Here is a 26,465-nt window from a genome sequence, read left to right on the forward strand (position 1 = left end):
TGCTACTCGCAGACCACCCAGCCGTGGGCACGCACCGACATGCCGCCGTCCACCGACTCCGCCTCCCCGGCGAGGACCGTCCCCTGCACCGGCAGCACAACTGCGTCGTCGCCGAGATTCAGCGCCACCTGAAGGGCCCCACCCTCCCCGGCGGACCGGTAGACCAACTGCTCGTTGCTCAGGTACTCCACCTGCGTGCGCGCCCGCTCCAGCCATGAGTGCCGCCGCCGCAGGCCGATCAGTTCCTGGTGCAACCGGAACCACTCCCGGCCGAGGGTCGCCAGGTCACCCGGTCCACTGGGGAACGCCGGGCGCCCCTCGTCGTCGCCGCCGGGGCGGTCCTCCTTCACCCCGTGGAACCCCTGCTCGTCGCCGGCGTACACCGACGGGGTGCCGCCGAGGGTGAGCAGCAGGACCAGGGCGTGGGCGTAGTGCTCCGCCTCGTGCAACTTGCTCGCGATGCGCGTCACATCGTGGTTGCCCAGGAACGTCAGCGGGACGAATCGCTCGAGGAACTCGTTGTGCCGGCCGAGGGTCCAGTCGAGCTCGTAGAAGTTCCGGTCGTTCAGCGAACTCCAGATGGCCTTCCACAGTTCATACTCGGTCACCGAGTCCAACCCGGACTGCTCGACGTACTCCGGGTAGTCGCCGTGGATCATCTCGCCGACGATGTACGCGTCGGGGAAGCGCTCCCGGACGCCAGGCAGCACCCGGGCCCAGAACTGCGCCGGGATGGCATACGCAGCATCCAGCCGCCACCCATCGGCACCGCGCTGCAGCCAGTGGCACATCACCTCGACGACGAAGTCCACCACCTCGGGCGCGTCGTGGTTGAGCGTGACCAGGTCGCGGTGGCCCTCGAAGTGCTCGTAGTCCGGCTCGTCGCCGCCCTCGCGCCAGAACAGGCGGAACCACCGCCCGGCAGGGTCGTCCGGACCGGTCAGCGCCTGTTGGAACTGCGGGAACGCCCGGCCCACGTGGTTGAACACCCCGTCGAGCATGACCTTGATGCCGCGGTCGTGCGCCGCCGCCACCAGCGCGTCGAAGTCCGCGTCGTCACCGAGCCGGGGATCGATCCGGAAGTAGTCGAACGTGTCGTACCCATGGCTGGTCGAGGCGAACACCGGGCCGAGGGCCAGACCCGACGCCCCGAGCTCGATGAGGTAGTCCAGCCAGTTCGTCAGCCGTGGCAGGCGGTGCGCCACCTGCGGCTCCGCGGTCGTCGGCGCGTCCAGGAATCCCAGCGGATAGACCTGCCACCAGACGACGTGATGCACCCAGTCCGGCATGGCTCAGAAGCTCACTTGGGGGGCGGCTGCAGCGCCACCCTCGATCTCGAAGTACTCCGCCTTCTCCGCGCGCATGAGACCGGCCACGAGGTTGTCCGGCACGGAGGCGATCCGGGTGTTCCACTCGCGCACGTTGTCGTTGTAGTACTGCCGCGCGAACGCGACCTTGTCCTCGGTGTCGGACAGTTCGTCCTGCAACTGCCGGAAGTTCTGGTCGGCCTTCAGGTTCGGGTAGTTCTCGGCCAGTGCGAACAGCCGCCCGAGGGCCGCGGTGAGCACCTCCTCGGACTCACCGGCTGCCGCGGCACCCTTCGCGTTCACGGCGGCGGTGCGGGCGGCCGTGACCTCCTCCAGCGTCGTCTTTTCGTGCGCGGCGTAGCCCTTGACGGTGTTGACCAGGTTGGGGATCAGGTCGTGCCTGCGCTGCAGCTGCACATCTATCTGGGCCCACGCCTCCTCCACCTTGTTGCGCAACCGGACCAGGCGGTTGTACAGAACCACGCCCAGCCCAGCCAGGACGACTACGATCACAACGACGATGACAACGGCCACGAAGGCAGGGTAGCGCCATGCGGATCCCCAAGTTGCGGTTGTTCCTGGTGCTGCTGCTGGCAGCCGCGGTGGTGGCGGGCTGGTTCAGCGTCTTCCCGGTGCCGTTCAAGGACGTTTTCGGCGGGTCGGGCGAGAAGGTCACCGACACCTCGATCATCGACAAGTACCGGGTCGACTTCGCCTTGGAGTCCAGCGGTCAGCTCACCTCGACCGAGACCCTCGACGTCGAGTTCACCCAATACGGCAAGCACGGCATCTACCGCATCTTCGATACCCGGGACGCGCAGTACCGCAACGTCCAGCACCCGGTCACCGTGACCTCCGTGGACCGCAAGACCGGAGACGCCTGGCAGCCCGAGCCGTACGAGGTGACGCAGAACGGCGGCGGCACGATGACCATCCGCATCGGGTCGGCGAACCGGACCTTCGACCCGGGCATCCAGAAGTACCGCATCGTCTCGCAGACCAACAACGCGCTGACCCGGCCCAAGGACGGCCCGGAGGGCTGGGTCCCAGTGGTACTGGGATGTGGTGGGTTCGGGCTGGGCGATGCCGATGCGCGCCGCGCAGGTCACCGCCGCCACGCCCCCCACCGTGGCGCCGCCGACGTGCGAGGCCAGCGTGCCGTGCACCATCAGCGACGTGGACGGCGCGTACCGGATCAACCTGACCGACCTGCCCACCTACACGCCGATCACGATGAAGGCCTACTTCGCCGAGGAGGCCCCCGGCGTGCGGCGCACGCTGCGGCAGAACCTGATCCTTTTCGCGACCTTGGCCCTGGTCGGGCTGTCGCTGGCCCTCACCGGGCTGACCTTCGCCCGTTCCCGCGAGAAGCGCCCGACCATCACGCCGAACTTCCAGCCCCCCGGCGCGGATCCACTGGTGAGTACGTGGACCCTGCAGGAGTCGCCGTCGGACAAGGCCGTGCCGGCCGTGCTGCTCAACCTCGTTGCTCACGGTGTGGTCGACTTCGACACCGAGCAGCAGACGATGGCCGCCGACGGACCGGCGTGGATCCGACTCACGCGCACAGACGCGCAGATTCCGGACCTCGTCGGTTTCCCCGAGACTCTGGTGGCTCTGGGGTTGCAGGCACCGGGCGCCACCCGGTACATCAGCAAGAGCAGCGTCGAGGACGGCAAGATCCTGTCGAGTCTGGACGGGCAGATCGGCAGCAAGACCTCCGAACGGATCATCCGGGACGGCCTGGCCACCCGGGTGGGAGGTGCGGGGTGCGCACTGTCGTTCTCCTTCCTGGCGATCATCGGCGGCTTCAGCGCGCTCATCTGGCTGGACAGCGGGCTGATCGTCGCCACCCTGCTGCTGGTCGCGGCCGTCGCGGGACTGCTGATCAGCGGCCGTGACACCACCCGGCTGACCGACAGCGGCTCGGCCATGCGCGATGCCACCGCCGGCTTCAAACAGGTCCTGTCCACGCCGGCGTCCGTCGAGCGCTTCGACTACGCCGCCCGGGTGCGTCACTTCGACGAGTACTTGCCATGGGCGGTCGCCTTCGACTGCGCCGAGGAGTGGGCGCAGTCCTGCACCCCACCCCCGGGCAGCCCGGAGGCCACGGCCATGGCCGGCACCTCCCACCTCTACACCTCCCCGACGAATACGTCGGCGATGTGGGCACTGTCCACGGGGGTGGTAGCGGTTGAGGCCTCCGCGGTGGCCGCCTACCAAGCGACGCAGCAATCGTCGTCCAGTGGTGGTGGCGGAGGCGGCGGAGGCGGGGGCGGCTCCGGCGGTGGTGGCGGGGGCCACCCCTGAGCCTGCCGCCCAAGACCCAGGCGTCCGGCGCGCGGGACAGGAGAGGGGATGATGTGCGGGCAAACAGTGAACGCGGAGGCTCCAGGGGCGATACAGTGCGACCGGTCCTGAGATGAACGAGGTTCACATGCATCGAGCACTTCCGCGCTTCGCAGTCCCCATCGCCGTCATCACATCGCTGGTCCTGGCCGCGCCGGTCCAGGCCGATGGTCCCGGCACGTACGGCAAGAACGACGCGGGCGGCTTCCGCAATGTGCTGCCCCCCGGCCAGAATGGCCTGGACACCCTCGGCCAGATCCTCAACTTCCGCGCGAACGGGTCGCTGCCGAAGCACTGGGCCGACCAGCAGCCGTTGTACGACGGGTTGCTGTACGCCTCCCCCACCCTCACCGACGACCAGGTGGGCGACTACTACAAGGACGCCACGTTCGGGGTCAAGAAGAAGGACCGCGCCTCGACGGTCAAGCCCCGCAAGGGCGTGACGATCATCCGCGACAAGCAGTACGGGGTACCGCGCATCTACGGCGAGACCCGCAGCGACACCATGTTCGGTGCCGGCTACGCCTCGGCCAACGACCGCCTGTTCCTGATGGACGTGTTGCGGCACACCGGTCGCGCCGACCTCACGAACTTCCTGGGCGGTGCGAACCTCAACGCCGACGCCAGCCAGTGGCAGAACAACGCGTACACCGAGAAGGACCTGAAGCGGCAACTCGAAGCCCCCGCGCAGGGCAGCCAGAAGGAGTGGAACAAGCTGCGCAACGACGTGGAGAACTACGTCGACGGCATCAACGCGTACATTAAGGCCGCCCGCAAGATCGATCGCTTGATGCCCGGTGAGTACGCGGCAACCGGGCAGAAGGTCAAGGATTGGAAACTCACCGACGTCATGGCCACTGCGTCACTGTTCGGCGGCATCTTCGGCCGCGGCGGTGGCGCCGAGGTCACCTCGGCGATGATCGTGCGGGCGCTCGAAGCGCGCTTCGGCGTGGAGCAGGGCCGCGCCATCTGGACCGGTTTCCGTTCCAAGAACAACCCGGCTGCGCCCACGACGATCCCGCAGAGCTACCCGTACCAGACCGGTGACTCGTTCGCGCCGAAGGGACTGGCGCTGCCCGACCCGGGCACGCCGGTCACCCCCGCGAAGATCATCCACGGCGGGTCCACCACCTCCGCGCTGGCCACCGCCGACGACTCCGTGTCGATCGGCGATGCCATCCAGCAGGAGCAACTCGACGGCCACCACTCCAACTGGGAACTGCTGACCGCCAAGAATTCGACCAACGGCCGGCCGCTCGGCGTGCTCGGTCCGCAGGTCGGGTACTACCTGCCGCAGGTGCTCATGGAACTGGAACTGCACGGCCCGGGGATCGACGCCCGCGGTGCGTCGTTCCCCGGCGTGAGCATGTATGTGCAACTCGGCCGCGGCCGCGACTACGCGTTCAGCGCCACCTCCGCCGGGTCTGACAACGTCGACACGTTCGCTGAGGTCCTGTGCGGCGGCAGCAAGTACAAGTACAAGTACAAGGGCAAGTGCGTGAAGATGGAGAAGTTGGTCCGCGACCTGTCCTGGAAGCCGAACGCCATCGACTCGACACCGAAGGGTGAGGCCACGCTGAAGGTCTACCGGACGGTGCACGGCCTGGTGACGCACTACGGAACGGTCAACGGCAAGCCCGTCGCGTACGTCACGGCGCGCACCACGTACCTCCACGAGGCCGACTCCATCCTCGGGTTCCGGCGCTTCAACCAGCCCGACCAGATGAAGAACCCCAAGACGTTCCACAAGTCGGCCTCGAAGATCCAGTTCACGTTCAACTGGGCCTTCATCAACGACAAGCACACGGCGTACTACCTCTCCGGGGCGTACCCGAAGCGCGCGAAGGGCACGTCTCCGGACTTCCCGGTGCTGGGGACCGGGAAGTATGACTGGCAGGGCTTCGACGCGAAGAACTACACGATGGATCTGCTGGGCTTCTCCAAGCACCCGAAGACCAAGAACCAGCCTGTGATGGTGTCGTGGAACAACAAGCCGGCCAAGGACTGGGCCGCTGCCGATGAGCAGTGGGGCTACGGGCCGTTCTACCGTTCCAACCTCATCGAGGAGAAGTTGCAGAACGCGGTCAGCGGCGGCAAGCAGGCGACGCTGGCCCAGGTCGTGCAGGCCATGGAGGAGTCCGCCACGCAGGACATCCGCGCGGCCAAGCTCCTCACGACGGTATTCGAGGCCATGGGCACGGTGTCTGATCCGGACCTGGTGGCAGCCATCGACAAGCTCAAGGCCTGGATGGCTGACGGTGGGCACCGCCGCGACCTGGACAAGGACGGCGCTTTCGAGCACACCGCCGCGATCCAGATCCTGGACGCCTGGTGGCCGAAACTGCTGACCGCGCAGTTCGGGCCCGGACTCGGCGATGAGGCCTTCAGCGAGATCCAGCAGATGATCTCGTTCGGCGCTGTCACGAGCCGGCCGAGCGCGCCGGGCTTCTCGGACGGCTGGTGGGGCTACAGCGTGCAGGATCTGCAGCGCTTGCTCACCGGTCAGCCGCAACCCGGCGGCTTCCCGGTCACGTTCTGCGGCAATGGCGACGCCACGGCGTGCGCCACGGCGCTGCAGGAGTCCCTGAAGCAGGCACTGACCGTCACGCCGGAGCAGTTGTACGGTGCGGGGGCCTGCGTGTCCGATCCGCAGCCGTCGTGCTGGAACGCCAACCGGGCGCGGGTGACCGCCGGTGTGACCAAGCCCAATGTCTACCCGTTCCAGAACCGGCCGACCTTCCAGCAGGCGGTGAGCGTCGGCAAGTAGGCGCCGCGGGCGGGCGTTGTGATGAAGGTGCGCGCCCGCCGCGCCGGTTTGTGGCGATGGTGCGCGGTTGGCCGGTCGCAACCGCTCACCTTCGTGACAGGGGGCCCGGCGGACCGTGCACCTTCGTCACAGTGGGCCCCAACGCCACCCCCGAGTGTCGGGGTGCTGCAACATCTCACCCCAGCGTGATCCCCGTCGCCCGGGTGCCGCGACCAGCCACACCGTTCTTCACCGCCGTCACCCGCAGCCGGTAGTGATACCCGGTGCGCAGCTTGCGCAGTACGGTGCGCGGACGGTCGGTCAACCGCACCCGCAACCGGTCACGCCCGCCGTCCGGCCACCACGAGACGAGGTAGCGCACGTCGTCCCCGACCCTCCATGCGGGCCACCAGCGCAGGCGCAGCGCGCGCCGCTTGCTGATGACTCGGACGGCCGCGACGCGAGGCGGCGGACGCGTGATTCGCACCGTGCTGGAGAAGATGTCCTCAGCCACAGCGCTGCCCTTGGTGGCCTGTAGCCGGAACTCGTAGTCGTGTCCCCTGGCCAGCCCCGCCGCCGGCCATGTGTTCTTCTTCTCCACCGGGCCTGCCAGCCTGACCCACGGCCCACCGGCCGAGACGTCGCGCATCCAGATGTACGCGCCCGTCGCGCCCGGCGGATTCCGCCAGGAGAGGTGGGCGACACTGCGCTTGGCACTCACGGTGAGAGTGGCCGGCCGGCGTGGACCGTTCGGCACCTTCGGCAGGGGGCGCGGGTACGGCCTTCCGACTCCGAGCCCGGCCAGGGCATCAGCCACCGCCGCCGCCACCTTCACCTCGCCGCTGGCCGACAGATGCGCCGGGTCGTAGGTGTCGGTGTACTCGACGACGCCCTCCGGGAGGTCGGTCACAACGACCCGTGAACGCACCGAGTCCAGCGAAGTCGCCACGTCCGGCAGGCCTTCGTTGAGGGCCGGCACTCCGGTCAGCCAGGTCTGCGGGATCCGCGAGAGGACGATGTCCACGTCCGGGTCGGCGGACCTGGCCGCGGCCACGAAGGAGGCCGCCTGCGCCAGCACCGTTGCGGCTGGCTGCCAGTAGCCGAAGAAGTCGTTGACCCCGTAGGACACCACGATCACCTCGGGGCGATAGGTGGCCACCAGTTCCGCGACCGCGTACTTCTGGGCCACGTAGGCGGTAGCCCAATACGCGGCATGATCGGTGTCGAACGCGGGATCGACGTACTCCTGTGAGCCCGGGCTCATCTGCTCGGCATCCCATAGATCATTGCGCGGTCCCACGAAATCCACCGGCGTCCCCGCGGCCTCGAGGTGCTTCCACAACCGGTACCGCCAGGTCCAGTCACCGGCCGACCCCTGGGTCACCGAGTCGCCCACGAGCAGGACCCGCGTCACGTCCTCCCCGGCGGCAGCAGGAGCGGATGCGAGGGGCAGTGCGAGCGCAGCCACCACCGCAACGATCCGGAACCGCACGATCCGATCATGACGGCGCCGGTCGAGTGTTGTGCTGTTGTTCGGGAGTTGCTGTTTCCGGGTCCTGAACGCAGCTCGGCACTCGGCGGAGGATGCAGGAGCCGTCGGTCGGCCTCCCGAATCCATGGCCATGAATTCCGCGCAGTCAAATGGGGTCTCACGAGCACGCTCGAAGACCCCATTTGACTGTGGCGGAGGATAGGGGATTCGAACCCCTGAGGGCTGTTAACCCAACCCGCTTTCCAAGCGAGCGCCATAGGCCACTAGGCGAATCCTCCACCGACGATGGTACGGGTACGCCGCTGTGCGTATCCTGGGAGGGACCCCTCGTGCGGCGGCATCATGCCCAACTCCCCCAGGGCCGGAAGGCAGCAAGGGTAAGCGTGCTCTACCGGGTGCGCGGGGGGTCCCTTCATGCCCGCCGTACGCCGGCCATCGGGTGCTAGCGTCGCAAACACCATGGGTATTTCCGTCGCCCGCTGGATCCGTGCTACCGGGCCTCCGGACCTCGGCCAGGGGTTGCGCGGCGCGGCGGGTTGGTTCGCGTGCACCAGTGCCGGTCTCTACCTCGACCTTCCCGCGCTCGGCTTCATCGCCGGGATGGTCGCCTGGATCGTGGCGTTCTCCGACACCTCGGTCGGGCTCTCACCGCGATTGCGGGGAGGGCTGTTCCAGATGCTCTTCACCTCGGTCTGCGTCAGCTTGGCGGTGATGGCCAACCGATGGGAATTCGGGGTGCTGCTGGTCACCGCCGCGACCGGCGCCATCGTCGCGCTGTCAGCCGTGGGCGGACCGGCGACCGCCCGCCGCACATCGGCCTCGATGCTCGTCATCCTGCTGGCGGCCGGTGCCACCGGACTGTCCATGGATCCGGTCGAGGCGGGGGTCGCCAGCCTGGTCGGGGGCGCCCTCGCCCTGGCCCTGTCCATGCTCTCCGGCTTCGGCGGTCGCTGGCTGGGATCCGGCTCGCCGGCGGCCGCGCAGTTCGCCCGCGTGGCCGATCTGGTGGACCTGTACGCCGCCGGCGCCGATCCCCAACGCATCGCGCTGGCGCGCATCGCACTGTCCCGCGCCACCGCCGACGCGTACTCCGACGCTGCCATGTCGTGGCCTGCTTCGTACGGGCGCCAGACCGCCAGCCAGATCTCCCTGGCCAACTCGATCACCCAGCACCTCGCCAGCGCGATCGACTCCGAGGATCTGATGCGCAGGTCCCACGAGGACCTGCTCCTGGAGATGTGCTCCAACGTGGCCAGGACCTGCCGGCATGCCTGCCAGTTGCTCGTGGACAGACGCGGGGCGTATGTGTCCATCGGCACGACCCTGTACTCCATCGATCGCGTGATAGCCCTGTGGGAAGCCCTGAAACCCGGCGACGTCGCAGGTTCAGGTGCGCTGCACGACCTGCGAGCGGACATGTGCCGGGTCCCGGACATCCGTAACCTGGGCGGGTTGTCCGCGCGGGAGGTGCGCAGACGCTCCCAGCCCAGTTGGGTCGACTGGTTCGCCGGCGTGCGCTCCGATCAACTCCTGCGCCGGTACGCCATCCGGTACCTGGTGCTGCTCGTGCTGGCCGCGGGGGTTGCCTGGTGGTCGGCGATGCCCGACGGCTACCTCATCCCGATCACGTGCGCGCTCGTGCTGCGTCCCGATCTCAGCGGATCCGTGGAGCGGGTGGTGGCCTTCAGCGCGGCCGTTCTCGCTGGCGCTGCTGTGGGGGTGGTTCTAGGGGGGATCGCGGGGAGCCTGTCCGCGGTGCTGGTGCTGCTCACCACTGCCCTCATCTTCCTGGCGATCGGATACGCGCCCATGCTGTGGTGGGCCTTCCCCGCCGGGGTGACGGCTTTCATGATGTGCGCGGCGGGGCTGCTCCTGCCGCACGACTGGTCCAACCACGGGTGGCGGTTGATGGCAGCGGGGATCGGCGTTGCGATCGCCCTCGTGGGCGGCGCATGGATCCTGTGGCCGCAGCGGGCGGCGGCTCTGGTTCGCGAGACCTTCGCCCGCTCCCTGGACGCCTCTGCGGAGTACCTGGTCGACGTTGCCGAAGGTGCCGACGAGGAAGCGCTGCGGGCTCGTCGGCGCTACGCCTCCCGGGTGACTGCGGCTGCCGGCGCAGCCCTCGTGGAGTACGCCATGATGCCCTACCGCTCCCGTCACGTGCTGGCGTCGCTGCAGGCCACCCTGCCGAGTCTGCAGCGGACCTACGGCGCGGTCACGGAACTGGCTTCGCTGCGACACAGCGGCCGCCGCGTGCCTCCCACCCAGCAGACCGTCGCGCTGGTGCGGCAGACCGCCGATGACGTGCGCGATACACAGGTCGACCCCGGTACGGCCCTCGAGGGCGTGCGGGTGGCGATGGGTGACCTGTTGCGGGCGGCGGACACTACCTGACGCTGGTCAGGGGGTCCGGTTCTGAAAGCTCGGCCAGTAGGCGGCCTTCCGGGCACGCATGATCTCCCCGAGCGGTCGATGATCGGCCAGCGCCGCCCACGGGTCGAAATGGTCGGCCTCCACCTCGTCGGGATCGGCCAGTGCGTCGGCCTCCAGTACCGCGACGGTCTCCTTCGCCGACCGCCAGGGGGCCCGTCCGTCCTCGATGGGGGTGTCTTTCGGATCGGTGTAGAACTGCGCCTGCACATGCCAGCGCAGCGGTCCCCGCGCGATCCGGTCGCGCACATCCGCTCCCCAGTCCCGCCAGGCCAGCAGGTTGCGCGACGCGGAGAACGCACTGACGTGCACATGCGCTGCATAGGGCCCCCATGCCAGCGGCGCGCAACTGTGGAAGTCCGAGGTGGCGAACCCGCTGAAGGGTCGCGCCACCGCCGCGGCCTGCTTGAGCATCGCCATCGGGCCGCCGACCGCACCGTGCCGGGACACCAGGTGCTGCGCCAGTTCCTTCTGTCCCTTCGCCGCCGCCGGGACCATCGCCGCGAAGTCGCGCGAGTCCTCGAACCCGAAGGCCGGCCAGTTGATGAGCAGGAAGTCCTGCCGGTCCGTCATGGCGCCCAGCGCGCCCGGACCTTCGATCCCGCGCACCGAGAAGGTGAACCCACGGATGTCCGGGACCGGGTCGGCCTGCGCGACCATGGCGCCGTTCGACATGCGCACGACGACCGCGTGCTCACCGGGCTGGGCGAACAGGCCTTGGGCGGCGTGCTCCGGCAGTCCGCTCGGGACGATCAACCGGCCGGTGAGCGCGGCCACCGGTTTGCGGTGGAACGCCCGCCCCGGGCCCCTGCGCGCATTGATGCGGGACTGCAGCGCGACGATCACCGCGGCGAAGTCCGCGTGCCGCTGTTGCTCGTCGTCGCCGACGACTTCGGACCACGTGGTGCTCGGTTGTGCCATTGGCCCAGTCTGCCCCCAGGCCGGCCGACCCGGCACCGCGAGTCGCAGGCTGCGCTTAGGCTGGGGCGGTGGCCCTCGCCCTCTACCGCAAGTACCGCCCCGGAACTTTCGACGACGTCATCGGACAAGAACACGTCACCGAGCCGCTGAAGCGCGCCATCGACTCCGACCGGGTCCACCACGCGTACCTGTTCTCCGGGCCGCGCGGCTGCGGCAAGACGTCCAGCGCCCGCATCCTGGCACGGTCGCTGAACTGCGAGAAAGGGCCCACCTCCCAGCCCTGCGAGGAATGCGAGTCCTGCGTCGCACTGGCACCCAACGGGCCGGGTTCGCTCGATGTCATCGAGATGGATGCGGCGACCCACGGGCTGGTTGACGACGCCCGCGAACTGCGTGAACGGGCGATGTTCGTGCCGGCCACAAGCCGCTACAAGATCTACATCATCGACGAGGCCCACCAACTGGGACCGGGCGCTGCCAACGCTCTTCTGAAACTCATCGAGGAGCCCCCTGAGCATGTGAGGTTCGTCTTCGCGACGACCGAGCCCGACAAGATCATCGGCACGATCCGCTCGCGCACGCATCATTACGCCTTCCGGCTCGTGCCCACCCGCACCCTGGCCACCCACCTCGCGCGTGTCTGCGAAGCCGAAGGGGTACCCGCGGAACCCGCCGCGCTGGCGCTGGTCGCCCGCGCCGGCGAGGGCTCAGTCCGCGATGCGATGTCCATTCTGGGGCAACTGGTCTCCGGCACCGGCCCGGACGGGCTGACCTACCAGGCCGCCGTGCAGCAGTTGGGTGTCACGGACGCCTCGCTGCTCGACGACGTCACCGCGGCCATCGCCGCCGGCGACGTCGCGCGGCTGTTCGGGCGCATCGGCGACGTCGTCGACTCCGGCCACGATCCGCGCCGGTTCGTCGCCGACCTGCTGGAACGCTTCCGTGACCTACTCGTGCTGCACGTGCTCGGGGTGGAGAAGGCCGCGCAACTGGTCGACCTGCCCGAGGACCGGCTGCCGGAACTCGCGGAGATGGCCCGGGGGTTCGGCCGGGCCGAACTCAACCGGATCGCCGACGCCTTGTCAGACGCCCTCAGTGAGCTGCGCGGTGCCACCGCTCCCCGGCTGCACCTGGAACTGCTGATGTCCGAAGTGTGCCTGCCCACCGGCGCCAGCGATTCGCTGGACCTGCTGGCGCGCATCGACCGCCTCGAACGCCGGATGGAGACCGTTGCCGGGCGGGTGGCTGCCGGTGCGACCGCAGCCCAGCCTGCGCGCACCGAACCCCCGTCACCCCCCAAGACCCCGGACCCACCCCGCACTCAGCAGGCCACGCCGCCGGCCAAACCCGCAGTCGCTGCGACGTCGCCGCCGGCGAGCGGTGCCCGTCGACCTCCCGGGCCACCGCCCTCCCCGTCCACCCAGGCGCCTCCAGCGCCCGCCCCGGCGACACCCGCCCCCGCGCCTGCCGCCAGCAGTGACGTCCCGCTGGACAAGGTCATCGCCCTGTGGCCGCGCGTCCTCGACAAGGTGAAGGACAACAGCCGGGTCGCCTGGCTGCTGGTGCGCGACTGCCGACCCGTGTCACTGTCCAACGGGATCCTCGCGCTGACCCAGTCCAACGGCGGGGCCGTAGCGGCCTTCACCCAGGGCGGGCACGCCGAACGGGTGCGCCAGGCCATCCTCGACGAACTCAAACTCGACCTCACTGTCGAGATGACCCTCGGGCAGAACGCACCGGCACCCGCCGCAGCCGCGCCCGAGCCGATCCTGGACCCGGAGGATGCGCCCAGCGACGACGACGAGGCTGTCGAGGCCACGGTCGAGAACGGGCTGGAGTTGTTGCAGCGCGAACTCGGGGGGCGCAAGATCGCCGAATTCGACACGGAGTAGGCGATGTATCAGACCTCGTACGAGAACGTCCTGCAGGACCTCATCGACCAGTTGGTCCGCCTTCCCGCGGTCGGACCCAGGGCGCCCAGCGGATCGCCTACCACCTGCTGGAGGCCGACCGCGAGGAGGTGGAGGCGCTCGGTGCCGCCCTGCTGGCCGTGAAGGACCGGCTGAGCATCTGCGAGGTGTGTTTCAACACGGCCGAGGGTCCGTTGTGCCGGGTGTGCCGGGACGAGACCCGCGATCCGGCGGTGCTGTGTGTCGTCGAGGAGCCCAAGGACGTCATCGCGATCGAGCGCACGCGGGAGTTCACCGGTCGCTACCACGTGCTCGGCGGGGTGCTGGACCCCATGCGCGGGATCGGCCCGGACCAGTTGCACATCCGGGAGTTGTTCACCCGCCTGGCCGACGGCAGGGTCGAAGAGGTCATCCTGGCCACGGACCCGAACACCGAGGGTGAGGCGACCGCTGCCTATCTCGGGCGTCAGTTGGCCACCATCGGGGTGACCGTGACACGGTTGGCCAGTGGGCTGCCGATGGGTGGCGACCTGGAACTGGCCGATGAGGTGACGCTCGGAAGGGCGTTCGCAGGACGAAGGAGGATCGATGCCTGAGCTACCCGGCGACGAGGTGTCAGTGTCCGCCATGCCCACCCCGGTCGACGCGACGGCCCTCGAGATCGCAGACGAGATGGCCATGGCGGTCCAGGACTTCGTGGTGGCGGTCGAACGGGTCGCGGCCGGCGACCTCGGCGACAGCGCGATCGCGCTGCTGCTGCTGCACACATCACAGTTGGCCGCGCACGGAGCCCGGCTGGGTGCGCTGACCGACATCGTCCCGGAGGGCCGCTGGGAGCCCGACACCGGCGGTGAGCCCGAGGTGGACGGACTGCGGCTGCGGCTGTCCGACGTCTTCAGCCACGCCGACCGCTACCACCGCGTCGACGACCCCTACTTCCCGGTGCCGGAGATCGTGGAGGCCTCGCTGTCCGACGACCTGTCGGGTATCGTCACCGACCTCAACCACGGCTTCGGCCACTACGCGGCCGGCCGTCCCATCGAGGCGCTGTGGTGGTGGCAGTACGCGTACCTGTCGAGTTGGGGCGAGGACGTGCTCAACGCGCAGGCCGCGCTGCGCTCGATGATCTCGCACCTGCGCCTGGATCTCGAGACGCGCTAAGAGGTGTTCCTGGCCAGGAACTGCACCGCCGCCGGTACGTAGAAGGGCACGTCACCGCGGGCGTGGAACCCCACGTGTCCGCCGTGGCTGGTGAGGATCAGCCGGGTGGTGGGCAGGGCGCTCCAGTCCACGGACCGGTACGGCCCCAGCGGGACCATCGGGTCGTCCTGGGAGTGGATCACCAGCAGTGGAACCTCGATCTTGGGCAGGTAGTGGATGCTGGAGTTCACCTCGTAGTACTCCGCGGCGTCCCGCCACCCGTGCCGCGGGGCGGTCAGGGCGTTGTCGAAGTCGACCATGTTCTTGGCCGCCATGAGGGCCACCCGCTCCTCGGGGGTGTAGCGCGCGCCGGCACGCAGCGCCTCCCTGCGCAGGCTGCGCACGAGGAACTTCTCGTAGAACCCTCCGGCCCGGTGATGCAGGTGTTCGACGCTGACCGCCAGATCCAGCGGCGCCGACACGGCCACGCCGGCCAGCACCCCGGGGGTGTGCTCGCCGAGCAGTTTGATGGCGAGGTTGCCCCCGAGGGAGAAGCCCACCACAGCCACTGGCCGGTCCAGCGCCTCGATGACTGCGCGCACGTCCTCGGTCTTGCCGCCGTGGTACATGCCTGCGGCGTACTCACCGGTGCCCGCCCCCCGCAGATCCAGCCGGCCCACCGCGAACCCCGCACCCAGCAACCCTGCGGTCAGCAAGCGCACGTAGTCGGACTCCGCGCTGCCCCCGAGGCCATGGATGACCAGCACCAGCGGCAGGTCCGACCGCACCTCGTGCAGCAGCAGCGCCAACCGATCGCCGGTGCCGTCGGGCATGGGCACCAGCACCAGTTGCGGCTCGGGCAGGGGCACCCGGGCCGGCCGCAGCCGGCTACGGGTGGTCTGCAGGTGGGCATTGGCCCACCCTCGCCGCGGCACGAACGCATCCATTGGCCCTCAGGGTACGGCTCCCCGACCCCGACACCACAAGTGGGCGCGAACGGTCCTTCCGCGCCCACTTGTGGTGATGCTCCGGGTGGGCAAAGCACCCAAGAGTGGACATACCGGGCCCACAACTGGGCGTCATCGCCTGATACCCCCCTCGGGCCGCCCACTTGTGGCGGATTTCCCGCTGAGCCCCGCGCCCCATAGGCTGGGACAAAGGGAGGTGCCCGTGTCTGCAGCGGTTTTCTGGCTCATCGCCGCCGTCGTGTTCGGCATCGCCGAGGTCATGAGCCTCGACTTCGTGCTGATCATGCTCGCCGCCGGTGCGCTGGCCGGGGCCGGCGCTGCCGCAGTGGGTGCGCCCTTCATCGTGCAGGCCGGTGCGGCTGCCGCCGTCGCTGTGCTCGGCATCTTCGCGGTCCGGCCCATCGCCCTGCGCCACCTGAACTCCGGGCCTGCCGCGCTCACCGGGGTGGACGCCCTCATCGGTCAGCGCGTGACCGTGCTGGAGGAAGTCACCGCCGACAGCGGCCGTGTGAAAATCGGCGGCGAGATCTGGTCGGCACAAATGGAAGAAGCCTGGGACCCGATCCAAGAAGGCGCCACCGGAACCGTCGTCGAGATCCGCGGAGCCACCGCGATCATCCGCCCCTACTGAGGAGAACCCGTGAACGCAGCAATCGTCAGTGCCGTGGTGGTGCTGCTCGTCCTGCTCTTCCTGATCATCGTCATCGCCAAGACGGTGCGGATCGTGCCGCAGGCGCAGGCCTGTGTGGTCGAACGCCTCGGGCGATACAGCCGCACGTTGCAGGCCGGTCTGCACATCCTGATCCCCTTCGTGGACAAGATCACCTCCCGGCTGGACCTGCGCGAGCAGGTGGTGAGCTTCCAGCCCCAGCCGGTCATCACCGAGGACAACCTCGTGGTGAGCATCGACTCGGTCATCTACTTCCAGGTGACCGACCCGAAGGCCGCCACCTACGAGATCCAGAACTACATCTGGGGAGTCGAGCAGTTGACGGTCACGACCTTGCGCAACGTGGTCGGGAGCATGGACCTGGAAGCGACCCTGACCTCGCGCGACCAGATCAACAGCCAGCTGCGCGGAGTCCTCGATGAGGCCACCGGCAAGTGGGGTATCCGCGTGAACCGCGTCGAGCTGAAAGCCATCGACCCGCCGCCGAGCGTGCAGGAGTCCATGGAGAAGCAGATGCGCGCGGAGCGGGACCGGCGCGCGGCGATCCTCACGGCTGAGGGCTTCAAGCAGTCACAGATCCTCACCGCCCAAGGTGAGCAGCAGGCCACGGTTCTGCGGGCCGAGGGTGACAAGCAGTCCGCCATCCTGCGCGCCGAGGGCGAGGCCCTGGCGGTGCAGAAGGTGTTCGACGCCATCCACGCTGCCGATCCCGACCCGAAACTGCTCGCCTACCAGTACCTGCAGGCCCTGCCGGAGATCGCGAAGGGTGAGTCGAACAAGGTCTGGGTGGTGCCCGCGGAGTTGACCGGGGCGTTGCAGAACTTCGCCGGCGCGTTCCAGAACAAGCCGCCGGCGTAGATGGAACTGCTCGAGCACGCACCACACCGGGTGCTCGCGATCGTCGCCCACCCGGACGACATCGAGTACGGCGCCGCGGCTGCGGTCGCTGTGTGGAGCGCCGCCGGCGCCGACTGCAGGTACCTGCTGGCCACGCGCGGGGAGGCCGGGATCGACGGCATGGAGCCGGCCACTGCGGCCCGCGTGCGCGAGGAGGAGCAACGGCGCAGCGCGGCGGTCCTGGGTGTCGAGGTGGTGGAGTTCCTGGAGCATCCGGATGGAACGGTCCACGACGCCCTCGCGCTGCGCCGCGAATTCGCCGGTGCGATCCGGCGGCACCGTCCGGACACGCTGCTGCTGTTCAATCACCGCGAGTCGTGGTCGCCCGGGGCGCGCAACAGCGCCGACCACCGGATCGTGGGGGCGGCGGCCCTGGATGCGGTGGCCGATGCCGGCAACCGCTGGATCTTCCCGGGCGCCGCGCCGCACTCCGCGAAACTGGCCCTGGTGGCCGGGTCGCCGCAGGCCACACATGTACTGGACGTGTCCGCCGGCGTGGACCTGGCCGTGGCGTCGCTGCGTGAGCACCGCGCCTATCTGGAGGGGCTGGGCGAGCATCCCATGGCCGACCCCGAGTTCCTGCGGGCCTTCCTGGAACAGACCGGCGCGAGGGTCGGGGTGCCGGCGGCCCTCGCCGTGGAGGTCTGGCGGTTCTGAGGCGGGCCCGCTGTCACGCCGGCAACTGGTAGTTGTCGAAGAACTCCCACATCAACCGGGAGGCGTCGACGCTCTGCGTGGTCTTCCCCAGCTGCGGTGCGATGGCATCGGCGATGAACTCCGCCGCGCCCGGCCAGGTGTGCCCACCGCCGCGCACGCGGTAATACTCCACGTCGGCACCGGCGTCGCAGTCGGTCCATTCCCGCAGCGTGACGTCCTTGCCCGCCTTCTGCACCGTGTCCGCCGTGCACCCGTTGTGCTCGGCCCATTCGGCCATGGCCACCGGGACCGCCGGCAGGTCCACATCCTCGCCCTGTGGCTGTCCGCCCCGGAAGGGGACGACCTGGTCGGCGGTGCCGTGGAAGTAGATGATCGGTGCCGGCGGGGTGGCGGCGCACTGCGGCTCGTACAGCGTGAGCGCGACCCCGCCGAACGCCGCGAACTTGCGCTCTGGCGCGCAGGCCAGGGCGAAGGTCATCGCCGAGCCCATCGACATCCCGGAGGCGTAGGCGCGGGTGGGATCCATACACGGCACCGCCGCACCGACCGCGCGCAGATACGCGGCATCCCGGCCCCCGAACTGCCACCGGCCGCCGATGGCCTGCGGGGCCACGACCAGGAACCGCCCCTCCTCCGCGACCTGCTCGAAACCGGTGAGCAGCAGTTGCTGCTGGGCGTTGGAACCCCGGCCGTGGAACGTGAACACCACCGGCGAGGGGTTGCGGAAGTCGGTCGGGACGTGCAGCAGGAAGGAGCGCTTGCCCACTGTGACCTCCCGGGTACCGGGCGGCCCCGGGTCGCAGGTGGGGGCCGGCTCCGGCTCCGAGGTCGCCGCCCCGCCCGAACACCCCGCGAGCAGGACCACCAGAACCAGCCACATCGCACGCTTCACAGGTCCATACTCGACCCCCGGGGAAACCTCCGCGCGCGAAGCCCCTCACCTGTGGTTGCCTGTCGGTCGTGTCCAACCTCGCCATGCATGCCACCCGGGTCCCGCCGGGGTTGCGGGTGACGCAGGTGGCCGACGACCACCTCGACCGTCTCGTGGAACTCGGCCGCGATGTGGAGTCGGCCGCTTTCGGTGTCACGCAGTGCAATCGCACCGAGATGCTCGGGGCGCTACGGGCCCCGGAACTGCACGGCGCGCGCGGAACCGTCGCGCTGTGGGACGCCGACCGACTTGCCGCCGTGGCGCTTGCGTACGACGCCCTCGAGCACGCATCTGGGCTGTACCTCGACCTGTTCATCCACCCCGAGGCGCCCGCCCGTCAGGACGTCGCGACCTGCCTGCTGTCAGCTGCTCGGGCCTACGCGGCCGCGCTCGGCCCGCCGGAGCCGGCCTGGGTGAAGTCGGAGAGTTTCGACGGGGACACCGACGTGGAGGCCGCATTCGGCGACCTCGGCTACGAGCAGCACCGCGTGTACCTGCGCATGCGTCTGGACTTCGACGCGGCGCCGGTCGCACCCGAACCACCGACCGGGATCAGTGTGCGGACGATGGTGCAGTCCGACTGGGAAGCGATCCACGACGTCATCACCACGGCGTTCTTGGACCACTACGACTTCCACCCCGAGCCGTTCGAGGTCTTCCGCGAGAACTTCGTCGACGAGACCACCGACTTCGGGCAGTGGCGGCTGGCCTTCACCGGGGACCGCTGCGTGGGGCTGTGCCTGGGCAGCAAGCGGTACGCGGCCCACCGCCTCGGGTACGTGGCCAGCCTGGCCGTACTGCGGGATTACCGGGGCCGGGGGATCGCCCGGTTCCTGCTGCATGATGCGTTCGCGCGCGACGCCTCGCTCGGCTACGCGGGGACGTCCCTGCACTGCGATGCCACCAACCCCACCGGGGCCACCGCGCTCTACGAGAGCGTCGGCATGCTGCGCGACCAGCGCTACACGGCCTGGCGCACCCGCCTGTGACCACCCGCCGTTGGACACATGCTGCGTGATTGATCAGAATGCGACCGTGGATGAAATCGTGCGGGACCCGCAAGTGGACGTACAGTTGCGCAACGTCGTGGACGGCCTGGTCAATCACACCGGTGGGGCGATCCCCCGGGAGAACCTGGCGGCCATCGTCGACGACCTCTACGCGAAGCTGGCACGCGACGCGAAACTGACGACCTACCTGCCGGTGATCGTCGGCCGGGCGGCCCTCCAGCGCGTCCGCGCGGAGCAGGCTGACGCCAGTCGCACGCTACTGACCAAACCCGAGGTCCTCATCGTCTGCCAGGACAACATCGGGCGCTCCCAGGCGGCCGCCGCCCTCCTGCGCTACTACGCCCCCGGCATGCTCTACATCGTCTCGGCCGGGGTGGCCCCCAAAGGTCACGTGCTCACCGAGGTGACCGAGGGGCTGGCGTCGCGCGGTGTGCACCTCACGGACCCGCCTCAGGCCTTCGCGCCGTCCATGCTGGACGACGCCGACCACCTGATCATCGTGGGGGACACCACCGCTGACGCACTGCCGGAGCGCGAGGGTGTGGAACGCATCGAATGGCGCGCCATCAGCCACCTCGAAGGCCTGCCCCCGACTGACGTGGCCGAGGTCCTCGTGCAGATCGACCTGCGGGTGCGCGAGGTCCTGGCCACCTGGTTCCCGGACCTCGACCTCGGCGAGCCGGTCATGCAGCAGACTCCCGCCTGAGGGGGATCACCCGTTGCCGGTGGGCACCCAGTCGAACGTACGGGTGACCGCCTGGCGCCACCGCGTGAACAGCCGCTCGCGGTCCTCGACGGACATCTCCGGCTCCCACCGCTTGCCCTCGGCCCAGTTGGTCCGGATCGCGGTTTCGTCCTCCCAGAAGCCCACGGCCAGTCCGGCGGCGTACGCCGCCCCCAGCGCGGTCGTCTCGATCGTCCGCGGGCGCACCACCGGCACGCCGAGGATGTCGCACTGGAATTGCATGAGCAACTCGTTGAGCACCATGCCGCCGTCGACCTTGAGGGTGGTCAGACGCACGCCGCTGTCGGCCTCCATCGCCTGGATCACCTCGCGGGACTGGTACGCGGCTGCTTCCAGTGCGGCCCTGGCGATGTGACCTTTGTTGATGAAGCGCGTCAACCCGACGATGGCCCCCCGGCATCGCCCCGCCAGTAGGGCGCGAACAACCCGCTGAAGGCCGGCACGAAGTAGCAGTCGCCGTTGTCATCCACCGACCGCGCGAGCGTCTCCGCCTCGGGAGCCTCGTCGATGATGCCGAGATTGTCCCGGAGCCACTGGATGAGGCTGCCGGTCACCGCGATCGACCCCTCGAGGGCGTAAATCGCCGGTGCCGCGCCCAACTTGTAGCAGACGGTGGTGAGCAGGCCGTTGTCGCTGAGGACCTTCTCGGTCCCGGTGTTCAGCAGCAGGAAGTTGCCGGTGCCGTAGGTGTTCTTCGCCTCCCCGGGGCTCAAGCAGGCCTGACCGAAGGTGGCCGCCTGCTGGTCGCCGAGGATGCCCGCGATGGGCACGCCGCGCATCGACGCCGGGCTGAGCACCTCGCCGTACACCTCCGAGGAACTGCGGATCTCCGGCAGCATCACGCTGGGCACGCCCACGGCCTCGGCCAGGCCCGGGTCCCACTGCAGCGTGTCGAGGTTCATGAGCAGCGTGCGGGAGGCGTTACTGGGGTCGGTGGCGTGAACCCGGCCGTTGGTGAGGTTCCACAACAACCACGTGTCGATCGTCCCCATCAGCAACTCACCGGCCTCTGCCTGCGAGCGGGCGCCGGGTACGTTGTCGAGGATCCACCGCACCTTCGGGCCGCTGAAGTACGTCGCCAGCGGCAGCCCGGTGGTCGCCCGGAAGCGCTGCTCCCCGACCGTCTCGGCCAGGTCGTCGCAGATCCCCTGGGTGCGGGTGTCCTGCCAGACGATGGCGTTGTACACCGGCAGACCCGTGGTCCGGTTCCACACCACCGTGGTCTCACGTTGCTGCGTGATGCCCACAGCGGTGATCTCCGACAGCGAGAGGTTGGACTTCCCCAGCGCGCCACCCATCACCTCGCGGGTGTTGTGCCAGATCTCCATCGGGTCGTGCTCCACCCATCCCGCGCGCGGGAAGATCTGTTCGTGTTCCCTCTGGTCCATGGCCAGCGGGGTGCCGCCGGCGTCGAAGATGATCGCCCGGCTGGACGTGGTGCCTTGATCGATGGCCATGATCGTCACTGGGTACCTCCACTCGTAGGCACAAACCTAGTGGCCCGGCCCGTCGGACGCAGGATCTGCCGGGGCCCCGCTGAGACTGGCCGTTCGACCCTTGCGCCGATGTCCCACCCCCTGCGTAGCGTGGGCAGCGCAGAGGAGAGGAGACATCATGCGGTACACGAATGGGCTGTTCGGCTGGGTCGACGTCATGACCCGGGACCCCCGGCGCGCAACGGAGTTCTACGAGGGGCTGTTCGGCTGGACCCACACCGACCAGCCGACCCCCATGGGTCCGCCGTACACCCAGTTCTTCAAGGACGGCAAGCTGGTCTGCGGGCTGAGCCCGATGATGCCGGGGGTGCCACCGGAGGTAGGCGCCTTCTGGAACTCCTATGTCCTGGTCGAGGACGCCGACGACACCGCAGCCAAGGCCGAGGCGGCCGGCGGCAAGGTCACGATGCCACCGATGGACGTGATGGACCAGGGGCGGATGGCCATGCTGGCCGACCCGTCCGGGGCGGCGTTGGGGCTGTGGCAGCCGGGTAGCCACGAGGGCGCGGACCTGTTCAACGAACCAGGCTCGCTGACCTGGAACGAGCTGCAGACGCGCGACCTCGAGACTGTCCTGCCCTTCTACGAGACGGTCTTCGGCTGGGAGTGGGCCGACGGCCCCGACGACGGATACAAGGTGGCGAACCTCCCCGGCAAGCCCGGCGAGGACAAGTCCAACGCCGGCGCCATGTCCATGCCACCGGGCGTGCCCGACGAGGCCCCCAACCTGTGGATGGTCTACTTCGCCGTGTCGGACTGCGACACCTCAATGGCGGCCGCCCAGGGCCTCGGTGCCCAGGTGTTCCTGCCGGCGATGCAGATGGGGCCCGGGAGGTTCGGGGGCTTGATCGACCCGACCGGCGGGATGTTCCTGGTGGGGTCCTTCGGGGGCTGACCGCATAACCTGGGGTCATGCTTCATACCCCTGGGATGTTCGGCTGGGCCGACACGTTCACCTCGGACGAACAGCGGGCTCGCACGTTCTATTGCGGGCTGTTCGGCTGGCATGCCGTGGATCGCACCGAGGACATGGGGGCGCACTACACGCAGTTCTTCCTCGACGGCCAACTTGTCGCGGGGATGAGCCCGATGCCCCCGGAGATGTCCGCGGAGGGCCTGCTCCCGCAGTGGGTCTCGTACGTGATCGTGGACGACGCCGACGCCACCTGTGAACGCGTCCGCAGCGCTGGCGGCCAAGTGATGATGGCCGCCATGGACGTCACCGACCAGGGCCGGCTCGCAAACATCATGGACCCCAGCGGCGGGCTGCTCGGCATCTGGCAGCCCTACGCCCACCAGGGCGCCGATGTGCTGAACGAACCCGGCACCCTGACGTGGAACGAACTGCAGACCCGGGACCTGGCCGCCGCCATGCCCTTCTACGAGCAGGTCTTCGGCTGGGAGTGGACCGATGGGACCGCGGGGCACAAGGCGGGGTACAAGGTCGCCCATCTTCCCGGCAAGCCGGGCGACGACCAGACCAACGCCGGCGCCGAGGACATGCCGCGCAACGTCCCCGAGGAGATCCCGGCCGTGTGGCAGGTGTACTTCGCCGTGACTGACGCGCAGGCGACGGTAACCACCGCGCTGGACCTCGGTGGCAAAGTGTTCGTCGCGCCCCACGAGACCGCCACCAGCGTGGTGGCGGGCATCCTCGACCCCAACGGTGGGCGCTTCTACGTCGTGTCCGAGCGCTAGTCCAGCCGGGTACGCGCCCGGTTAACTATCGGAACCCGCCTTGACGTACGGGCGGTGCCATGGGGGGATGGAGCCATGAAGCCATGGCGTCAGACAGCAGCATCTGTCTTCACGGCCTCTGCAGTCCTGCTCACCGGGCAGGTGGCCGGAGCGACCACACCACCGGCACCGGTCGCACAGGGCGCGCGTCAAGGATTCCGGGCCGCCGCGCAACTGGCGGCCGACGGGTACCGCGAGGAGCGCCGGCGCATTCTCATGAGCTACCGCGACGCGACGCGCGCGGCACACCGACGACTGCGCCTGGCGCTGCTGGACGCCACCACCGATGCCGAACGTGACGCCGCCTGGAATGTGTACGCCGCCGAGACCGCGCCGCTGCGCGCTGCCGCGCATGCCCGGATGCAGGATGCCCGGGCGACGTTCCGCGCGGCCGTGGAAGCGGCCCGCAAGCAGTTCGGCGTAACCGGTACCCCGAGCACCTACGCGACGATGCGCTGAGCGTTGTCAGCAGGGGGTGGCCGTGGGGGCCAGCAGGTCAGACACCACGCGGCCGATCGCATCGTCTTCGAGCAGGAATCCGTCGTGGCCGAACGGTGACTCGACCACGTCGAGGTCCACGCCCAGTTCGTCGGCGAGTTCTTGCTGTAGGTACAACGGGTAGAGCCGATCCGACGTGATGCCGACGACCCGCGTGGGCACCTGCACCCGGCGCAGCACATCCGCGCCCCGGCCGCGGTGGATGTCGTGCAGACTCATCGCGTCCGACAGTGCGACGTAGCTGCCGGGGTCGAAGCGGCGGGTCAACTTCTCCGCCTGGTGGTCCAGGTAGGACTGCACCGCGAAGCGCCCATCAGACAACGCATCCTCGCCAAGCTGGTGATCCCGGCCGAACCGGGCGGCCAGCTCACGCTCGGTCCGGTAGGTCAGATGCGCGATCCGCCGGGCGATGCCCATGCCGGTCAGGGGGCTGCGGCCGGTGGCGTAGTAGTCGCCGCCCTGCCAGTCCGGGTCGGCCTGGATCGCCTGGATCTGGATGTTCTGTGTCGCGATCTGGTCGGCGGTGGCCGCCGCCGAGGTCGCCATGACCAGAGCCGTGCCCACCCGCTCGGGATGCTGGACGATCCACTCCAGCGTGCGCATGCCGCCCATGGACCCACCCATGACGGCGGTGAAATGGTCGATGCCGAGGGCGTCGGCCAGAGCAACCTCCACGGCCACCTGGTCGCGGATCGTGATGCGCGGCCAGCGCGAACCGTAGGTGGCTCCGTCCGGCGCAGGCGTCGACGGCCCGGTCGTTCCCTGACACCCGCCGAGCACGTTCGACGACACCACGAACCAGCGCCGGGTGTCGATCGCGTTACCGGGACCGATGAGAGCGTCCCACCATCCGGCGGTCGGCTGCCCTGGGCCCGTCGGCCCGGCAGCATGGGCGTCGCCGGTCAGGGCGTGCTGCACCAGTACCGCGTTGTTGCCGTTGTACGTTCCCCACGTCTCGTAGGCGACGCGCACCTCCGGCAGGTGGGCGCCGAGCTCCAGATCCATCGCACCAAGATCGGCGAACCGCCGCCAGGCAACTGGATCCCCCTCGCGCCACCCGCCGGAGGTGCTCATCGCTCAGGCCTCTTTCGCTGCGCGGAACCCCGCCTCGAGGTCGGCCAGGATGTCGCTGATGTTCTCGATCCCGACCGCCAGCCGCACCAGGCCGGGCGTGACACCGGCAGCCGCCTGCTCCTCCGGGCTCAACTGCGAGTGCGTGGTCGATGCCGGGTGGATCACCAGGCTGCGGACGTCGCCGATGTTGGCCACGTGGCTGTGCAGTTCAAGTGCCTCGACGAAGCGCTTGCCCGCCTCGATGCCACCGACGATCTCGAAGGCCAACACCGCGCCGGTACCGTTCGGGGCGTACTTGCGACCCGTCTCGTGCCACGGGCTGCTCGGCAGGCCCGCGTAGTTCACCGACTCGACCTCGTCGCGGCCCTCGAGCCACTCGGCGACGGCCTGCGCATTCTGCACATGCCGCTCGACCCGCAGGCTCAACGTCTCCAGACCCTGCGAGATGAGCCAGGCGTTGAACGGCGCGACCGCGGCCCCGAGATCGCGGAGCAACTGCACGCGCGCCTTGAGGATGAACGAGAGGTTCGCACCGAACTGCGAACCCACACCGAGGTCGCGGGCGTAAACCAGGCCGTGGTAACTCGGGTCGGGCTCGTTGAAGTTCGGGTAGCGCTCGGGGTACTGCGCGTAGTCGAATGTGCCACCGTCCACGATCACTCCGGCGACCGCCGTGCCGTGCCCGCCGATGTACTTCGTGGCCGAGTGCACCACCACGTCGGCGCCCCACTTCAGGGGCTGCACGAGGTAGGGGGTCGCCACGGTGTTGTCCACGATCAGCGGCACCCCGAACTCGTGGGCGACCTTCGCGATCGCCTCGATGTCGAGGATGTCGTTCTTCGGATTGGAGATGCTCTCCCCGAAGAAGGCCTTCGTGTTCGGCTTGATGGCATCCCGCCACGACTGCGGGTCGTCCGGGTTCTCGACGAACGACACCTCGATGCCGAACTTCGGCAGGGTGTAGTGGAACAGGTTGTAGGTACCGCCGTAGAGACTCGGGCTGGACACGATGTGGTCGCCGGCCTCGGCCACGTTCAAGATCGCGAGGGTCTCGGCAGCCTGACCGCTGGCAACCAGCAGGCCCCCGACGCCGCCCTCGAGGGCAGCGATCCGGTCCTCCACCGTCGCCTGGGTCGGGTTCATGATCCGCGTGTAGATGTTGCCCAGTTCCTTGAGGGCGAACAGGTTCGCGGCATGAGTGGTGTCGTTGAAGGTGTAGCTGGTGGTCTGATAGATCGGTAGGGCCCGCGCGTTGGTCGCCTCATCGGGCGTCTGGCCGGCGTGGATCTGCTTGGTTTCGAAGGACCAGGCGTCGCTCATGGATGTGTTCCTTTTCTGATTTCGGTCGGTGCCGGAGTCGGAATCAGCCCGGGCGCTTCACGCACCGAAAAAGGAAAAGCCCCGGGCTTCTCGCCGGGGAACGCAGTGACGTCGCTCAGGCCCCGACGATGGAGATCATTCGGCAACACATACACATGAGCCGGCCG

The 26,465-nt window shown here is 68.9% G+C and carries 21 protein-coding genes, 1 tRNA gene, 1 other RNA gene and 3 pseudogenes; 16 read left to right on the forward strand and 10 right to left on the reverse strand.

Features of this window, described 5'->3' with window-relative positions:
* Positions 1-2: 2 nt before the first annotated feature.
* Both IPG68_02950 and IPG68_02955 read right to left on the reverse strand, forming a co-directional pair.
* The gene (locus IPG68_02950) at positions 3-1,289 is read right to left on the reverse strand and encodes a DUF3459 domain-containing protein (GenBank protein MBK6762285.1); all 1,287 of its coding nucleotides are present in this window, start codon (positions 1,287-1,289) and stop codon (positions 3-5) included.
* A 3-nt stretch (positions 1,290-1,292) separates the two neighbouring features.
* Positions 1,293-1,841, reverse strand: a complete 549-nt coding sequence (locus tag IPG68_02955) for a LemA family protein (protein ID MBK6762286.1) — start codon at positions 1,839-1,841, stop codon at positions 1,293-1,295.
* A gap of 17 nt (positions 1,842-1,858) precedes the next feature.
* Between IPG68_02955 and IPG68_02960 the strand changes: the two are divergent.
* The 3 genes and pseudogenes from IPG68_02960 to IPG68_02970 all read left to right on the forward strand — a co-directional run bounded on the left by IPG68_02960 (position 1,859) and on the right by IPG68_02970 (position 6,423).
* Positions 1,859-2,338, forward strand: a pseudogene (locus IPG68_02960) (DUF2207 domain-containing protein).
* 34 nt (positions 2,339-2,372) lie between these two features.
* The gene (locus IPG68_02965; GenBank protein MBK6762287.1) at positions 2,373-3,617 is read left to right on the forward strand and encodes a DUF2207 domain-containing protein; all 1,245 of its coding nucleotides are present in this window, start codon (positions 2,373-2,375) and stop codon (positions 3,615-3,617) included.
* Between the two features lie 127 nt (positions 3,618-3,744).
* Positions 3,745-6,423, forward strand: a complete 2,679-nt coding sequence (locus IPG68_02970; GenBank protein ID MBK6762288.1) for a penicillin acylase family protein — start codon at positions 3,745-3,747, stop codon at positions 6,421-6,423.
* 175 nt (positions 6,424-6,598) lie between these two features.
* Here IPG68_02970 and IPG68_02975 read toward each other — a convergent pair whose 3' ends face one another.
* Positions 6,599-7,894: a fibronectin type III domain-containing protein gene (locus IPG68_02975; protein MBK6762289.1), complete on the reverse strand. Its 1,296-nt coding sequence runs from the start codon at positions 7,892-7,894 to the stop codon at positions 6,599-6,601.
* Between the two features lie 189 nt (positions 7,895-8,083).
* A tRNA-Ser gene (locus IPG68_02980) sits at positions 8,084-8,172 on the reverse strand.
* 40 nt (positions 8,173-8,212) lie between these two features.
* Between IPG68_02980 and ffs the strand changes: the two genes are divergently transcribed.
* Together ffs and IPG68_02990 are read left to right on the forward strand one after the other, a co-directional pair.
* Positions 8,213-8,309, forward strand: an RNA gene (gene ffs / locus IPG68_02985) — signal recognition particle sRNA small type.
* Positions 8,310-8,353: 44 nt separating this feature from the next.
* Positions 8,354-10,288, forward strand: coding sequence for an FUSC family protein (locus IPG68_02990; GenBank protein ID MBK6762290.1), 1,935 nt, complete (start codon positions 8,354-8,356; stop codon positions 10,286-10,288).
* Between the two features lie 6 nt (positions 10,289-10,294).
* On the opposite strand, the gene IPG68_02995 is transcribed toward IPG68_02990, so the two are convergent.
* Entirely contained in the window at positions 10,295-11,245 is a 951-nt protein-coding gene (locus IPG68_02995; protein MBK6762291.1) for a hypothetical protein, read from the reverse strand.
* A gap of 68 nt (positions 11,246-11,313) precedes the next feature.
* On the opposite strand from IPG68_02995, the gene IPG68_03000 reads away from it, so the two are divergent.
* From IPG68_03000 to IPG68_03010, 3 genes and pseudogenes are all read left to right on the forward strand, one after another.
* On the forward strand, positions 11,314-13,137 hold the full coding sequence (locus IPG68_03000; protein MBK6762292.1) for a DNA polymerase III subunit gamma and tau: 1,824 nt from the start codon (positions 11,314-11,316) through the stop codon (positions 13,135-13,137).
* 3 nt (positions 13,138-13,140) lie between these two features.
* A pseudogene (gene recR, locus IPG68_03005) lies at positions 13,141-13,751 on the forward strand (recombination protein RecR).
* The gene (locus IPG68_03010; protein MBK6762293.1) at positions 13,744-14,316 is read left to right on the forward strand and encodes a DUF5063 domain-containing protein; all 573 of its coding nucleotides are present in this window, start codon (positions 13,744-13,746) and stop codon (positions 14,314-14,316) included. The pseudogene recR and the gene IPG68_03010 overlap by 8 nt, the downstream one beginning before the upstream one ends.
* On the opposite strand, the gene IPG68_03015 is transcribed toward IPG68_03010, so the two are convergent.
* The gene (locus IPG68_03015) at positions 14,313-15,242 is read right to left on the reverse strand and encodes an alpha/beta fold hydrolase (protein ID MBK6762294.1); all 930 of its coding nucleotides are present in this window, start codon (positions 15,240-15,242) and stop codon (positions 14,313-14,315) included. The genes IPG68_03010 and IPG68_03015 overlap by 4 nt on opposite strands.
* Before the next feature lie 223 nt (positions 15,243-15,465).
* Here IPG68_03015 and IPG68_03020 point away from each other — a divergent pair, with 223 nt between their 5' ends.
* From IPG68_03020 to IPG68_03030, 3 genes are read left to right on the forward strand one after another with little or no spacing between them, the layout of a single operon-like run.
* Positions 15,466-15,894, forward strand: coding sequence for an NfeD family protein (locus IPG68_03020; protein MBK6762295.1), 429 nt, complete (start codon positions 15,466-15,468; stop codon positions 15,892-15,894).
* A 21-nt stretch (positions 15,895-15,915) separates the two neighbouring features.
* Complete coding sequence (locus tag IPG68_03025; GenBank protein MBK6762296.1) at positions 15,916-16,791, forward strand: SPFH/Band 7/PHB domain protein; 876 nt, start codon at positions 15,916-15,918, stop codon at positions 16,789-16,791.
* The gene (locus tag IPG68_03030; GenBank protein MBK6762297.1) at positions 16,792-17,487 is read left to right on the forward strand and encodes a PIG-L family deacetylase; all 696 of its coding nucleotides are present in this window, start codon (positions 16,792-16,794) and stop codon (positions 17,485-17,487) included.
* Between the two features lie 13 nt (positions 17,488-17,500).
* On the opposite strand, the gene IPG68_03035 is transcribed toward IPG68_03030, so the two are convergent.
* Positions 17,501-18,379, reverse strand: a complete 879-nt coding sequence (locus tag IPG68_03035) for a hypothetical protein (protein MBK6762298.1) — start codon at positions 18,377-18,379, stop codon at positions 17,501-17,503.
* A gap of 68 nt (positions 18,380-18,447) precedes the next feature.
* Between IPG68_03035 and IPG68_03040 the strand changes: the two genes are divergently transcribed.
* Together IPG68_03040 and IPG68_03045 are read left to right on the forward strand one after the other, a co-directional pair.
* Positions 18,448-19,407, forward strand: a complete 960-nt coding sequence (locus tag IPG68_03040; GenBank protein ID MBK6762299.1) for a GNAT family N-acetyltransferase — start codon at positions 18,448-18,450, stop codon at positions 19,405-19,407.
* A 46-nt stretch (positions 19,408-19,453) separates the two neighbouring features.
* The gene (locus IPG68_03045) at positions 19,454-20,134 is read left to right on the forward strand and encodes a hypothetical protein (GenBank protein ID MBK6762300.1); all 681 of its coding nucleotides are present in this window, start codon (positions 19,454-19,456) and stop codon (positions 20,132-20,134) included.
* Between the two features lie 6 nt (positions 20,135-20,140).
* On the opposite strand, the pseudogene glpK reads toward IPG68_03045, so the two are convergent.
* A pseudogene (glpK, locus tag IPG68_03050) lies at positions 20,141-21,630 on the reverse strand (glycerol kinase GlpK).
* 157 nt (positions 21,631-21,787) lie between these two features.
* Here glpK and IPG68_03055 point away from each other — a divergent pair.
* The 3 genes from IPG68_03055 (at position 21,788) to IPG68_03065 (ending at position 23,865) form a co-directional block, all read left to right on the forward strand.
* Complete coding sequence (locus IPG68_03055; GenBank protein MBK6762301.1) at positions 21,788-22,564, forward strand: VOC family protein; 777 nt, start codon at positions 21,788-21,790, stop codon at positions 22,562-22,564.
* Positions 22,565-22,581: 17 nt separating this feature from the next.
* Positions 22,582-23,367, forward strand: a complete 786-nt coding sequence (locus tag IPG68_03060) for a VOC family protein (GenBank protein ID MBK6762302.1) — start codon at positions 22,582-22,584, stop codon at positions 23,365-23,367.
* A 75-nt stretch (positions 23,368-23,442) separates the two neighbouring features.
* Positions 23,443-23,865: a hypothetical protein gene (locus IPG68_03065; protein MBK6762303.1), complete on the forward strand. Its 423-nt coding sequence runs from the start codon at positions 23,443-23,445 to the stop codon at positions 23,863-23,865.
* Between the two features lie 6 nt (positions 23,866-23,871).
* Here the strand turns inward: IPG68_03065 and IPG68_03070 are convergent, their stop codons facing one another.
* Both IPG68_03070 and IPG68_03075 read right to left on the reverse strand, forming a co-directional pair.
* Positions 23,872-24,978, reverse strand: coding sequence for a homoserine O-acetyltransferase (locus IPG68_03070; protein MBK6762304.1), 1,107 nt, complete (start codon positions 24,976-24,978; stop codon positions 23,872-23,874).
* 3 nt (positions 24,979-24,981) lie between these two features.
* Positions 24,982-26,298, reverse strand: a complete 1,317-nt coding sequence (locus IPG68_03075; protein ID MBK6762305.1) for a bifunctional o-acetylhomoserine/o-acetylserine sulfhydrylase — start codon at positions 26,296-26,298, stop codon at positions 24,982-24,984.
* Positions 26,299-26,465: the final 167 nt, after the last annotated feature.

Source organism: Micrococcales bacterium (assembly GCA_016703125.1).
Lineage (GTDB): Bacteria > Actinomycetota > Actinomycetes > S36-B12 > UBA10799 > JADKAV01.

What these genes read in the sequence shown, in the direction of transcription:
- IPG68_02950 (MBK6762285.1), bottom strand. Translation starts at nt 1,289, where the DNA reads ATGCCGGACTGGGTGCATCACGTCGTCTGGTGGCAGGTCTATCCGCTG.
- IPG68_02970 (MBK6762288.1), top strand. Translation starts at nt 3,745, where the DNA reads ATGCATCGAGCACTTCCGCGCTTCGCAGTCCCCATCGCCGTCATCACA.
- IPG68_02990 (MBK6762290.1), top strand. Translation starts at nt 8,354, where the DNA reads ATGGGTATTTCCGTCGCCCGCTGGATCCGTGCTACCGGGCCTCCGGAC.
- IPG68_02995 (MBK6762291.1), bottom strand. Translation starts at nt 11,245, where the DNA reads ATGGCACAACCGAGCACCACGTGGTCCGAAGTCGTCGGCGACGACGAG.
- IPG68_03010 (MBK6762293.1), top strand. Translation starts at nt 13,744, where the DNA reads ATGCCTGAGCTACCCGGCGACGAGGTGTCAGTGTCCGCCATGCCCACC.
- IPG68_03015 (MBK6762294.1), bottom strand. Translation starts at nt 15,242, where the DNA reads ATGGATGCGTTCGTGCCGCGGCGAGGGTGGGCCAATGCCCACCTGCAG.
- IPG68_03030 (MBK6762297.1), top strand. Translation starts at nt 16,792, where the DNA reads ATGGAACTGCTCGAGCACGCACCACACCGGGTGCTCGCGATCGTCGCC.
- IPG68_03055 (MBK6762301.1), top strand. Translation starts at nt 21,788, where the DNA reads ATGCGGTACACGAATGGGCTGTTCGGCTGGGTCGACGTCATGACCCGG.
- IPG68_03060 (MBK6762302.1), top strand. Translation starts at nt 22,582, where the DNA reads ATGCTTCATACCCCTGGGATGTTCGGCTGGGCCGACACGTTCACCTCG.
- IPG68_03065 (MBK6762303.1), top strand. Translation starts at nt 23,443, where the DNA reads ATGAAGCCATGGCGTCAGACAGCAGCATCTGTCTTCACGGCCTCTGCA.
- IPG68_03070 (MBK6762304.1), bottom strand. Translation starts at nt 24,978, where the DNA reads ATGAGCACCTCCGGCGGGTGGCGCGAGGGGGATCCAGTTGCCTGGCGG.
- IPG68_03075 (MBK6762305.1), bottom strand. Translation starts at nt 26,298, where the DNA reads ATGAGCGACGCCTGGTCCTTCGAAACCAAGCAGATCCACGCCGGCCAG.